We start from the raw sequence: 12,792 nt of genomic DNA, 5'->3' as shown, positions 1-12,792 counted from the left end.
TTAAAGGATTTAATAAAATCATCTGTTTATTGTAATGTATCCTTATTGGGAAATCGAAATGTTGTAATGAATTTTATTTGTATTAACAGTTTTATAATAACGGATGACATGATAGAATTTTATGTACTGTGTACATTACTATAAAAAACAAGTATGTTTGTTAATGTATTTTGTACTATTTTTGTAAACCTTTTATTTTTTATTTAGTTTATACTGGTTAAGTATAAATTGATAGAATTTCATAGTGTAATTATTTACACAGTTTTTAGAAAAAGATGGGGGGTGACTGTAAATGCCCACACCATTAAAGAAAAATAGTCGTTATATGGTTGGATTAGACAGTCTAAGAGGCCTAGCCATACTAGGTGTTATTTTGTATCATCTCAATTTTAAGTGGATGCCTGGAGGATTCCTAGGCGTTACTGTATTTTTTGTACTTTCTGGTTATTTAATTACGGATCTTCTTGTTATTGAATGGAAGGAAAATAAGAGGATTGATTTGAAGAATTTCTGGTTACGTAGGGCAAGGAGATTGCTTCCAGGAATGCTTATCATGCTTGTTATAATCTTAGCATGGATTACAATTTTTCATAGTTCTTTACTTGGAAAAATGTGGGGAGATTCGTTAGCAGCATTATTCTATGTTAGTAACTGGTGGTATATATTTCACAAATTGTCATATTTCGATAGTTTTGGCCAACTTTCTCCACTGAATCATTTTTGGTCATTAGCTGTGGAGGAACAGTTCTATGTAGTTTGGCCGCTCATAATTAGTTTAGGATTTTCCTATATAAAAAAACAGTCACGTATGACTCTATTTATTTTTCTCGGAGCAATTGCTTCAGCTGTTGCAATGGCAATGATATATGTACCAGGCGCTGATCCAAGTAGGGTTTATTATGGTACCGATACAAGAGCGTTTTCCTTACTGATTGGTGCAGCACTCGCTTTCATTTGGCCGAGCAGTAGGCTTGCTAATAACATTATCCCGTCAGCTCGTCTTGTTCTTGATGTAATTGGAGGAATTGCTCTTATTGTGATTCTCGTTATGTTTTGGAAGACGAATCAATATGATCCATTCCTATACCGGGGAGGAATGTTCCTGTTCTCGGTTGTTACGGCATTATTAGTAGCGAATCTTGCTCATCCAACTAGCCGAATTAGTGCATTTTTAAGGTTTAGACCTTTACGATGGCTTGGTGTCCGATCCTATGGGATATATCTTTGGCATTATCCGATTATCACATTGACAAGTCCACAAGTAAGTACTGGAGGATTTCAGTTTACGAGGGCTATTTTTCAATTTTTTCTTATTCTGTTTATGGCACAGCTTTCGTGGAAATTTATCGAAAATCCAATTCGTCAAGGTGCATTGAAGAATATTCATTTACATAACTTAAAAATAAGAAAATTGGCGTTAGGTAGTAAGCTAGCTTTAACATTTGCATTATTGGTTTCTGTGACAGCTGGTTTCGGTTTAGTAACAGGAAGCCAAGCAAAAGCGAATTCTAAAAAAGCTAGTATAGAAGCAGTACAAACAGAACAAAAAGAGCAAAAAGTACAAACGGAACAAACAGAACAGGCTGATAAACCAGCTCAAAATAAAGAAGAAAAAGGAACTGTTTCTAATAAGCCTAAAGAACCTCCAACAGTTACAGCCATTGGAGATTCCATTATGATTGACATATCTCCATATTTGAAAAACGCCTTTCCTAATATTAAGATCGACGCGAAGATTGGAAGACAAATGTCAGAAGCAACCGTCACGGTGGATAAAATGAAAAAAGAGGGTAGTTTAGGAGATTACGTTATTATTGGATTAGGTACAAATGGAGCATTTACTACTGAGCAAATAACATCATTGATTCAATCAATAGGTAATGAACGTAAAATTATATTGATTAATACAAGAGTACCGCGTCCATGGGAATCATTAGTTAATGAAAGATTAAAAGAAGCCGCGAAGAATTTCTCAAATATCACACTAGTTGATTGGCATTCAGCAAGCGTTGGAAAGCAAGCATATTTTGAACCAGATGGGGTCCATTTGACGAAGACGGGGGCAGAGGCATATGCTTCTCTTGTAGTGAAGCACATTAAATAAGTAGGAATACAATATGAGATCAGGTTGGAAATCTTTCCACGTGAGCTCACTTAGACATGATGAATCCCATCCTTTTAATTTGATAGTATCAGTATGTTTAAGTTTAAAAGGTTTTTTACTTAAAATCGTTTAAAAAGGTACACTTTTTGAAGTGCTTCTAAAAAAGCTAGTTTCGTATTAGACTAGTAGGGAGAAAGATTTTTAGGGATATATAGAAAAACCGAGATTGCATTTAAAATATGTCTTGTATATGAGAAGAGAGTCGCAATGGAATGCGACTCTCTTTATTTAATAAAAATAATTGACTTTAGGATCATGTTTCTTGTAAAAATTGAGAGTAAAGATCATAAAAATAATTTGGTCGAAATATATTTGCAGCATGACCAGCTAATGGGATTTCTTTATATGAAACATTTGGAAGAATGGATTTTAAATCAAATAAACAAGATTTATAGAGATGATCATGTTCTCCCATTACCCATAAAATTGGTTGTGTAAGTTCTCGTAATCGGGATTTTAAATCGAATTCTAGACGATGGCGTAGTGATTCTCGAATAATAGATTTGTGTAATTGTAATCCAAATCGATAGTAAATATTTTTAGAAACGATCGCAAATGGATTTGCTTTTAGAATGCCACTTGGAAATATAGTACTTGCATACTGATGAAGCCAAGAAGAGTACTCATTATTTCGTTTGTCCCAAAACTTTTGAAAGACATTAAATAACTTAGAGGGGTTATTGTAATGACCTCCAATATGGCAAAGACTTAATACTTTTTCTGGGTACTGATGAGCAAATATAGTAGCAATATAACATCCATAGCTCAGGGCACAAATATGAGCTTGCTGGATTCCTTCTTTTTCATAAAGATCTGCTAATTGCTGTACTAATTGATCTAAAGAAAAATCAATTGCTTCTCCTTTATCCTCACCATGACCGAGTAAATCATACGTTATGATGTTGTAAGATGAGGAAAATAGTTTGCATTCTTTTTTAAATGCACGACGATTCCCAACTAATCCATGGATAAATATGATAGTTTTTTTACTAAGATCCTGTTGTGTTTGCAAAAAGTATGCCCCTTTCAAATCTATGTTGGAAAAAAGAAAATACGTTCTACTAGAATGTCATCATTATCAATGAACTGAGGTAATTTATGTGGTGTTAATTACCATTTTTGTAATATCAAGTTTAGCAATGCAGTGTGTATAAAATATATTGTAAATCAGTATATAGGCACTACTTTGCTATTCATAATGATAGAAAACATGAAATAAGAATTGCTCATCTGCGTTGAGGATATATACGAGAACGATTTTTAATATAATGAAAAATAAAATTTATTTATGAATTTAAAATAAGTTTTGGTAAGTTAATTTGTTTTCATTTTGAATGTTTAATAGATTGAGTATTGGTGTTTGTTATTATTTTTAAGTACTAGGTAATAATACTAGATGGTTATATAGTTTGTAAAGATAACTTGTCGATATGGTCTTAGTAGTGATAAGTGGGCTTTAATTTATCCCGCTATCCGTGGGCGTCCTGCGATTCTGGGCGAGCCGCTTCCGCTTTTCTACAGAAGATAGGTGGGGGATGAAGAAAATCCCTACCGATGGAAGTTTCACTTTATAATTTGGAGAGTATTTTTTAGAAAATTGTATAATATATAATGTAGAGAAGCATGCCAATTTAATGGCATGTTTTATATTTTAATTAATCTATCATTTTTTTAAATGATTTCTATTAAAATAATTCATTTTATTTATTCTCATTCTAAATATATAATAGCGATTAGGTGAGTGTGAAGAGGAAATGTTATGTAGTTTCTTTATATGCTGTATACATCATTTGAGTATGGACATTTATATAAACTAGCAGCTTAAGTTTGGAATCAATCGTTTTCGATTCGAGTATACATGGTTAAAAGTATATAAGGTTGTCCATGAAGCTAACTATTTCTAAGAAAATAGTTAGCTTCATGGGTGTTTCGGGATAAATTTTACTGTATGTATTTTACATATAACAGAGAAAAGTCATTTATAAAAATTCACATGAATACAACACATGTTTATTCTTGGTATTGTATATCTTGTAACACCAATTTTTGTTCTTATGGAAATATAGGAATAACAATAATTTGATGTTAGAAAAGTATATGTAACCTTTCTATATAATGTAAACCGTAATTTATGCTATTAAAGATGAAATAACGATTGTACAACAGGAGGTGGCATTATGGAGTTACGTCATTTAAAAACTTTTATTATTGTAGCGGAAAGCGGTGGATTTACACGGGCTGGAGAATGGCTCGGATATACACAATCAACAATCACTAATCATATTCAATCCTTAGAAGAAGAAATTGGAAGCCCCTTGTTTGATCGGCTTGGTAAAAAGGTGATTTTAACTGAAGTAGGAGAGCATATGCTTTCTTATGCGCAAAAAATATTAGAATTATCAAATGAGGCGCTGGAGTCATCTCAAATGAACGGTAAACCATCGGGGACGATACGTATTGGGGCAAACGAGTCTTTAATGATATATCGATTGCCTGTGATATTATATGAATTTAAAAAGAAATATCCGCAAGTTCATATCATTTTACAGCCATCAGAGAGTCAAGAGTTACATAATGAGTTAAAGTCAGGTAAATTTGATTTTGCTTTATTTACAAATCCGGAAAAGCTTGGTTTAGATATTGTCACTCATTCCCTTGTTCGAGAAACAGTTGTGCTTGTTGCTCCGCCAGGGCATCCGCTAACAAAACAAAAAATCGTTACTCCTGCTGATTTAGAAGGAGAAATGTTATTGCTTACAGAGCCGGGAAGTTATCGAGACTTATTAGAAAAGTGGATAAAAAAGGAAGGTGTTAATTGCTCAAGTATTCACTTTTGGAGTATTGAGGCAATTAAACAAACCGTCATGTGTGGACTAGGATTATCGTATTTACCGCTTATTACGGTTAAGGAGGAAATTGAGCGTGGCAAGTTAATCGCGCTTCCATGGATATACAGTGAGGATTTTGTTACAACGGAACTGGCATACCATAAAAATAAATGGTTGACTCCGGCGATGAAAAAATTAATTGAAATGATAGAGAAACATGCAGAGAAATGGAGAGAGACAACTTAGTTTCCTAAGATGTTGAATTATAACATACATGTAAAGGCATAGATGGGAGGAAAATGTAATGAATGAACGTACGAAAGAGATTTTACTTGTTATAGTTGGATCATTGTTATTTGCGATTGGGATTAACTTTTTTGCTATTCCAAATCGATTATCCGAAGGGGGAATTATTGGTCTTACTGTTATTACTTACTATTTATTTGATTGGTCTCCTGGTGTTGTAAACTTTATAATGAATGCCATTTTACTTGCAATCGGTTATAAATTTTTTGATAAAAAAACCATGGTGTATACAGTTCTGGGGATACTATCTACATCTTTCTTTTTATATATCACAGAAGGCGTTGCAACTCCAGTAAATAATGATACATTATTAGCAGCTCTTTTTGCAGGGAGTTTTGTAGGGGTTGGTTTAGGATTTATGTTTCGAGCAGGTGGCACATCAGGTGGTTCAGCTATCATAGCTAGGTTAGCAAATCAATATTTAGGCTGGAGTGTCGGGAAAGGCGTATTAATTATTGATATTGTTGTTATTGCTGGTTCAGTGTTTATTATCGGACAGGAGAAAGCGATGTATACACTTGTAGCGGTCTTTATTGGCGCGAAGGTCATTGATTTTATTGTAGAAGGAATGGATACAAGAACAGCTGTGACAATTATTTCAAACTATCCAGATGTTATTCGAGAGTCCATTATGAAGCACATGACGCGCGGTGTAACAGTGTTAGAAGGACGAGGCGGTTATACAGGAAATAATAAGGAAGTACTATATGTTGTTATTAATAAGCAAGAGCTCGTTCAATTAAAACAAGTCGTGAGTAGAAAAGATGAAAATGCATTTGTTGTTATTCATGATGTACGTGATGTATTAGGCGGTGGCTTTAAAGCGAGTTAAAAAATCTGGCCTTCAAATGTTTGAGGGTCAGATTTTTTTATAAATATTAAAAATATAATAATATTTAAACTTAATAATATGGAAGTGGAGATAGTTCGAAGGTTTATAATTATGTAAAAGATGCAGTTTTTTCTATATTGTGTATAAGAAATTGCTGTAGTTCTAAGATTGAAATGATTCTATAAAGATTGTTGGAAATAGTGCAAAATAAGAAAAAAATATTTGAAAATCCCCAAAAATATTCGTTTTTAGATTAAATTCTTATTAGGTTATAACAAGTGGATGTTACTTTTTATGTTGTAAAGAGGTATTATTAGTGCTTAAAAATCCTTACAAAAATGTAAGGATAATGAAATGTAATTCGATACAAAGAATGTTACATTTCAATTAAACTAGTAAGGGAGAGTGTTTTGAAAGGAGATTCGAAATGACAGAAGATATAGAAGCACCGAGTAGAAGTGAAAAGAAAAACATGCGCTCCAAAAAAAGAAGCTTTTTATGGTTTCTGATAATTCCCTTTGTACTTCTTATTATTGGCGGGATAAGTTACAGTTCATTTATATATAGTAAGGCGAAAGCGGTTGTAAGTAATTCTTATGCAGAAATAAATAAGTCTAGTAAACGTGATAAAGAAGTGGCACCTTTAAAAGATAATATTTCTATTTTAATTATGGGAGTAGATGAAAGCGAACAAAGAAAAAGCCAATACGGTAAAGCTGTTCGCACTGATGCTTTGTTATTGGCAACCATTAACAAAGATAATAAATCAGTAAAATTAGTAAGTATCCCTCGCGATTCGCGTGTATATATTCCATCACGAAAAAAATTAGATAAAATTACACATGCGCACGTATTTGGTGGGGTGGAAAGTACACGTGATACGGTTGAACGTTTTTTAAATGTACCTGTTGATTATTATGTGAAATTTAATTTTGAATCTTTTATTAAAATAGTAGATTCACTTGGCGGGATTGATATTGATGTGCCAGTTACTTTTACTGAACAAGACAGCAAAGACCAAGCTGGTGCAATCCATCTTGAAAAAGGTTATCAACATTTAAATGGAGAACAAGCGCTTGCGTTAGCGAGAACACGTAAAATCGATAGCGATGCAATGCGTGGTCAAAGACAGCAACTTGTAATCGAAGCAATTGCAAAAAAAGCATTATCAGTTAAATCAATCACAAAGCTGAGCTCATTATTAGATGCAGTTGATAAAAACTTAAAAACAAACTTAACATTTGATGACATGCTAGCGATTGCGAAAAATATGGCAGGGACAGACTTAAACATTGAAAAAATGCAAGTACAGGGCACAGACAAACGTATTAATGGAATTTATTATTATCAACCAAATGAACAGAATGTAAAGGAAATATCAAAACAATTGAATGAACATCTTGGTATTACAGAGAAATCAGTATCTAAATAAATAGAGAAAAGGTTGGCGAAAAGCCAACCTTTTTCTATTTGAATCAGCCACCTTTTAAAGTTCGATATATTTATTTTTGAAAAAATGGATAAGGATATTTTAATGAAACGTTTGCTTGATAGTTAACTATAAAATGGGAGGAAGTAGCGGAGTCTACGAATAAAATTGAGGAATAATTTAAAAAGGAAAAGAAAGGACTAATATTGAAAGTATAAAACAGTTATAGTTACTATTTCACCATGAATACTCCCCTACTTAACTTCGTTTGAAGTAGGGGTTTCTAACGTATCAAACACTGCGGAACGCTTAACGTTAGTGGAGTTGACACAATGGTGTGCTATAGACACCCAACCCCTCTATCCCATCAGTCTAGCTTTTGGGACTGCTTATGAGCCTACTGCAAGATTCCTAAGAATCATCAATGCGTCTTCGGCTACTTCTTAGGCTTGAACATTTTACATAGCAGAGCCAATAAGTACCTGCTACAACCTCATACGTTCAGTTTTCAAAGTACAACTTGTACATGGAAAATTATAACATATGAGTATATGTTTTGCTACGCAAAAAAGCCAATTCATCTCCCACCTATTTGTTGGTGCTACGCACCTTCACACAAATTGAGGAAGGAGTCTTCTTGGCTAAAATGATAAAAAAGAGTTTAAAACAGTAAAATTTCATACTAAGTGAATAAGGAGAAATGAATATGACATTTGAATTTTTACTCAAACTAGGTCTGGCACTCTTTCTTGGACTGTTAATTGGAATTGATAGACAGCTGAAGAATAAACCGCTTGGTGTGAAAACGAGTATGGTGATTTCGGTAGCAAGTTGTTTAATTACGATTGTGTCTATTGAATCAGTAAATGTATATTCATCACCAGGGCATACGAATATGGATCCTATGCGCCTTGCAGCACAAATTGTTAGTGGAGTTGGTTTCCTCGGTGCAGGTGTTATTTTACGGAGAAATAATGATGTGATTTCTGGATTAACAACTGCTTCTATGGTTTGGGCGGCATCAGGCTTAGGGATTGCGATTGGCGCAGGTTTTTATTTAGAAGCAGCTGTGGCAATGGTCTTAATTATTTTGGCAATTAATGTATTTCCATATCTTATTAAATTAGCAGGACCTTATTCTTTAAGGCAAAGGGATTTATCAGTAAAAATAGTTGTTAATAAGCATCAAGAGCTAAATCAAATTTTTACACAAATTAAGCATTTAAATTTGCAAGTGAAACGTGTGAAAATTAAAGATATAGATAGCGGTTATCAACAATTAGAAATGATGGTATCAGCTCCTGAAAAGGTATATACAACTGATTTATATACCTCTTTAAAAGAGATGGAACAAAGCGTTTCAGTGGAGGTCGAAAGTAGATAAGTTTGTAGTAATATGAAATCTCAAGAATTTGGACATCAAATTCTGTATAAACAACAGATGTATATAAGTAATTTGGAACATTTTTAAAATGAAAAATAAAGCCATGACAACATCCGATGAGGTAATGTTATCATGGCCTTTTACATGGAGATTGTAAGTTTTAAGCGCTAATTTCCTGATTATGAGTAACTTTTCTTTTTTGTGAAATATAGCTGTGTAAAATCATACCAAGCATGATAAGAAACATACTAAACCATGATAAGGCAGAAGGGAATGGAGATGCTAATAAAACTAATTCTCCAACTACTGTAAATAATACCTCCATAGACTGCGTTGCTTCGACAGCAGCTAATTTTTGCATATTGCCTCTAACCAGATCAGTTGCATGGAAGAATAGTACAGTTGCGATTACTCCAGAGCAAATGGCAACCAAACTAGATTGAATCGTCTGTTCTTTGCTGGGTATACCAACAGTAATGAAACCATATATTGATAGCAAAATCCAAAATGGTAAACTAGCTAATGTCATACCTAATACACGTTGATATGCATCTAGACGCCCTGTACATACTTCCATCATTTTACGATTGCCAAGTGGATAAGCAAATGAAGCAACGAGTACAGGAAGTACACCTAATAATACATGTTTTAAAGAAATGTGATTAGCTTGTTCTAATAGCATAAGAGTAATACCAAAAAGAATAATGAGTGACATTGCGAGACCTTTAAATGGTATGGTACCTCTAACTTTTATTGGACCATCTGCCGTTTCAATCGTTTCTGAAAATAATGGCGCGAGTAATGAACCTGAAATAATTGTAATTTGCCATGTCCCAGCAGTTAGCCAACCTGGTGCATATGTTGCTGCGAAGCAAAGAGGGGCATAAAATAATCCAAATCCTACAATGCTCCATAATATCCATGTTTTTGGTTGTTCTTTCATAACTTTTAGAAGAGGACGTAAATTTTTTCTACTCATAACAATAAGCAAAAGCAACGGAACCATAAAGAAATATCGAAGTGACGCACTCCAAATCCAACTTCCGCCGGATAATTCCATAGCGCGGTTTAGAACAAATGTAAAAGCAAAAAAGAATGCTGCACAAACACCTAAAAAAATGGGACGCAATCCGTTCACCTCAATTCATCTGAGAATCCAGTAATTCTTCTATAATAAACTGATTTTTCTGATGATACAAGTGGCTGTTTTACTTTATGACAAGCTTTGCTAACATATAAAACGCAACTCCCCAAATAATAACACCGGAAATTTTATTTAATAGTTTGATTTTATTTCCGGATGAGTCTACTTTTCCTAGCATTCGTCCAGCAATGGCTAATCCTATAAACCATATCCAAGAAACAAAAATTGTTGCTAAGGAAAATGCCCATTTTTCAGCACCTATGTATTGAATAGAATTTGTTCCAATTACTCCAATCGTATCTAAGATGGCATGTGGATTTAATAAAGAGACAGAAGCTGCGAATACAATTTGTTTTTGGATTGTCATCGTTTGTACTTCATTTTGGGAAACAGTAGGTTCACTTTTCCATATCACCCAGCCCATGTAAAGAAGAAAGAAAAACCCTATTATATAGAGTGTAGTTGTTAACCATGAAAATGTTAACAGCATAAGAGATACGCCCTGCACAGCAATTAAGATTAAAATAGTGTCGCAGATTGCCGCTGTTATAACAACTGGGACAGCTTTCAATAAGGTAGATTGACTAGCACCTTGATTAAAAACAAATACATTTTGCACCCCTAAAGGTATAATAAGTCCAAATGCAAGAACAATTCCGTGAAGTATGGCTTCGCCCATTTTATCTCCTCCTATGTAGAATTATAATTTTATCCTGCTATTTGCGGGCAGTAAGACCCCCACCTCAAGAGTGAGAGAGAGGCGAAGAAGATAGGTGGGGGATAACTGCTGGCATGTGCCCGATTGGTTTAACTAGCCATCAGTGAAAAAATCGCTCACTGATGGAAGTTTTGTTTTATTATATAAATGAAAATATCAATTGTATCCATCCATATGGTTGGATGATGAACCAACCAAAGTATATACTACAAGTATAAAAAGTTAGTTGGAGTGATTTAATGGAATGGTTTGAGTGGAAACCAGATGTATCTTCTTCTATTCCTTTATATAAGCAAATTGAAGGGTATATAAAAATGAAAATTGTCAATGGGGAGTGGACAATAGGAACGAAATTACCGTCTCAGCGAGTGTTTGCTGATGCATTTAGAGTAAATCGAAGTACAATTGTAACAGCATTGGATGAGTTAGCTGCTCAAGGATTAATTGAAGGAAATGGGAGACGAGGAACGAGAGTTATAAGTAATACATGGGACTTGCTAGTTTCTTCATCGCTGCCTGATTGGAATTCGTATGTTGAGACAGGGCTTCATTATCCTAATTTACCAACGATTCAAGAGATTAACCGAGCAGAATTTGATTCAAACATGATTCGATTAGGAACAGGTGAACTTTCATTAGAACTTTTGCCACAAGAGAAAACACAACGTATTATGAGTACACTTTCACAACAAAGTATCCCTTTAGGCTATGAAGAACCGAAAGGAGATATTTTACTGCGTGAACAACTAGCAAAGTATTTAAAAACGTTAGGCATACAGACATCTTCTTCATCTATTTTAGTTGTATCAGGTGGCATACAGGCTTTGCAGTTAATTTCTATGGGATTATTACAGAAAGGGGCAACGATTCTAGTAGAAAAGCCTTCTTATTTATTTTCTCTTAATATTTTTCAGTCTGCAGGGATGCGGTTAATTGGGGTTCCAATGGATCAAAACGGAGTACAACCAACGCTTGTTTCAAAATATAAAAAACAATTCCATGGTTCGCTTCTTTATACGATTCCTTCTTTTCATAATCCAACTGGTATTTTAATGAATGAAGCGCGAAGACAAGTTCTTATGGAAACTTGCAATGAGATTGGGTTGCCTATAATAGAAGATGGGGTGTATCAAGATTTGTGGATGGACTCTATGACTTCGAAACCATTAAAAGCATATGATCGACATGGGAACGTTCTTTATGTAGGAAGTATGTCTAAAACAATTAGTCCTGGGCTGAGAATTGGCTGGATTGTAGGACCAGAGCCGGTGATTGGACGATTAGCAGATATAAAAATGCAGACAGATTATGGATCTAGTTCTTTGTCACAACAAGTTGCTGCCCATTGGTTTTTAAGTGGATTGTATGAAGAACATTTAGGCTATATTCGAAAAGAGTTGCAAACACGCAGAGACGTTGCGTTACAAGCGTTGGAAAGGCATTTTGCACATATTGCGACGTGGGATATACCAAAAGGAGGCTTTTACATATGGCTGCATATAATCCCCGCATTTTCTATCCAGGAGTTGTTTCATAAAGCTTTAAAAGCAGGGATTTTGCTTAATCCAGGAAATTTGTATGATCGAAATTCTAATCAGTATTTACGAATTTCATACTCATATGCATCCTTATACGATATTGAAAGAGGAATTGAGAAACTTGCACGAATTATACAAGAAATAAAACAATGAATACGAAAGAATAATCTAGAAGGAGAATGAAGATGGAACGTTATGTAATTTGCCAAGTGATAAATGGAATAAAATATTTAGCTGCTTATGCAGAAACGAAACAAGAGGCAATTGAGAAAGCAGAACTGTTAGGATTAAGGACTGGAGAACGCTATATCGTTATTACAGAGGAAGAAGCAGAGGGATTGCAGTATCCGTAAAAAGATGGTAGCTGAGATGGTTACCATCTTTTTACACTTACACAATAAATTATTTAGTTGTTGTGCAAGTAACAAGACCGCTATTTCAACATTTGT

Annotated in this window: 10 protein-coding genes; 7 read left to right on the top strand and 3 right to left on the bottom strand. The window is 34.2% G+C overall.

Annotated features, from left to right (window positions below):
• Positions 1 to 292 precede the first annotated feature (292 nt).
• On the top strand, positions 293 to 2,104 hold the full coding sequence (locus tag AB1279_RS14885; RefSeq protein ID WP_429759593.1) for an acyltransferase family protein: 1,812 nt from the start codon (positions 293 to 295) through the stop codon (positions 2,102 to 2,104).
• A 313-nt stretch (positions 2,105 to 2,417) separates the two neighbouring features.
• Here the strand turns inward: AB1279_RS14885 and AB1279_RS14880 are convergent, their stop codons facing one another.
• A complete protein-coding gene (locus AB1279_RS14880; protein WP_429759592.1) occupies positions 2,418 to 3,194 on the bottom strand; it encodes an alpha/beta fold hydrolase in 777 nt (258 codons plus the stop codon).
• A gap of 1,147 nt (positions 3,195 to 4,341) precedes the next feature.
• On the opposite strand from AB1279_RS14880, the gene AB1279_RS14875 reads away from it, so the two are divergent.
• The 4 genes from AB1279_RS14875 (at position 4,342) to AB1279_RS14860 (ending at position 8,943) form a co-directional block, all read left to right on the top strand.
• Positions 4,342 to 5,238 (top strand): LysR family transcriptional regulator, encoded by an 897-nt coding sequence (locus AB1279_RS14875; protein ID WP_429759590.1) that lies wholly within the window; start codon positions 4,342 to 4,344, stop codon positions 5,236 to 5,238.
• A 58-nt stretch (positions 5,239 to 5,296) separates the two neighbouring features.
• Entirely contained in the window at positions 5,297 to 6,130 is an 834-nt protein-coding gene (locus AB1279_RS14870) for a YitT family protein (protein WP_429759589.1), read from the top strand.
• A 427-nt stretch (positions 6,131 to 6,557) separates the two neighbouring features.
• Entirely contained in the window at positions 6,558 to 7,562 is a 1,005-nt protein-coding gene (locus AB1279_RS14865) for an LCP family protein (protein ID WP_429759588.1), read from the top strand.
• Between the two features lie 703 nt (positions 7,563 to 8,265).
• On the top strand, positions 8,266 to 8,943 hold the full coding sequence (locus AB1279_RS14860; RefSeq protein ID WP_429759586.1) for an MgtC/SapB family protein: 678 nt from the start codon (positions 8,266 to 8,268) through the stop codon (positions 8,941 to 8,943).
• Positions 8,944 to 9,103: 160 nt separating this feature from the next.
• On the opposite strand, the gene AB1279_RS14855 is transcribed toward AB1279_RS14860, so the two are convergent.
• Entirely contained in the window at positions 9,104 to 10,072 is a 969-nt protein-coding gene (locus tag AB1279_RS14855) for a DMT family transporter (RefSeq protein ID WP_429759584.1), read from the bottom strand.
• A 79-nt stretch (positions 10,073 to 10,151) separates the two neighbouring features.
• Entirely contained in the window at positions 10,152 to 10,766 is a 615-nt protein-coding gene (locus AB1279_RS14850; RefSeq protein WP_429759582.1) for a LysE/ArgO family amino acid transporter, read from the bottom strand.
• A 278-nt stretch (positions 10,767 to 11,044) separates the two neighbouring features.
• On the opposite strand from AB1279_RS14850, the gene AB1279_RS14845 reads away from it, so the two are divergent.
• Together AB1279_RS14845 and AB1279_RS14840 are read left to right on the top strand one after the other, a co-directional pair.
• Positions 11,045 to 12,496, top strand: a complete 1,452-nt coding sequence (locus AB1279_RS14845) for a PLP-dependent aminotransferase family protein (protein WP_429759580.1) — start codon at positions 11,045 to 11,047, stop codon at positions 12,494 to 12,496.
• Positions 12,497 to 12,528: 32 nt separating this feature from the next.
• Positions 12,529 to 12,696 carry a DUF3933 family protein gene (locus AB1279_RS14840; RefSeq protein WP_429759578.1) on the top strand — a complete coding sequence of 56 codons (168 nt, stop codon included), beginning with the start codon at positions 12,529 to 12,531 and terminating at the stop codon, positions 12,694 to 12,696.
• Positions 12,697 to 12,792: the final 96 nt, after the last annotated feature.

It is taken from the genome of Bacillus sp. S14(2024), from assembly GCF_050473785.1.
Lineage (GTDB): Bacteria > Bacillota > Bacilli > Bacillales > Bacillaceae_G > Bacillus_A > Bacillus_A yunxiaonensis.
This window is presented reverse-complemented; position numbering and strand designations above follow the sequence as displayed.

What these genes read in the sequence shown, in the direction of transcription:
- AB1279_RS14885 (WP_429759593.1), top strand. Translation starts at nt 293, where the DNA reads ATGCCCACACCATTAAAGAAAAATAGTCGTTATATGGTTGGATTAGAC.
- AB1279_RS14875 (WP_429759590.1), top strand. Translation starts at nt 4,342, where the DNA reads ATGGAGTTACGTCATTTAAAAACTTTTATTATTGTAGCGGAAAGCGGT.
- AB1279_RS14870 (WP_429759589.1), top strand. Translation starts at nt 5,297, where the DNA reads ATGAATGAACGTACGAAAGAGATTTTACTTGTTATAGTTGGATCATTG.
- AB1279_RS14840 (WP_429759578.1), top strand. Translation starts at nt 12,529, where the DNA reads ATGGAACGTTATGTAATTTGCCAAGTGATAAATGGAATAAAATATTTA.
- AB1279_RS14845 (WP_429759580.1), top strand. Translation starts at nt 11,045, where the DNA reads ATGGAATGGTTTGAGTGGAAACCAGATGTATCTTCTTCTATTCCTTTA.
- AB1279_RS14865 (WP_429759588.1), top strand. Translation starts at nt 6,558, where the DNA reads ATGACAGAAGATATAGAAGCACCGAGTAGAAGTGAAAAGAAAAACATG.
- AB1279_RS14860 (WP_429759586.1), top strand. Translation starts at nt 8,266, where the DNA reads ATGACATTTGAATTTTTACTCAAACTAGGTCTGGCACTCTTTCTTGGA.
- AB1279_RS14850 (WP_429759582.1), bottom strand. Translation starts at nt 10,766, where the DNA reads ATGGGCGAAGCCATACTTCACGGAATTGTTCTTGCATTTGGACTTATT.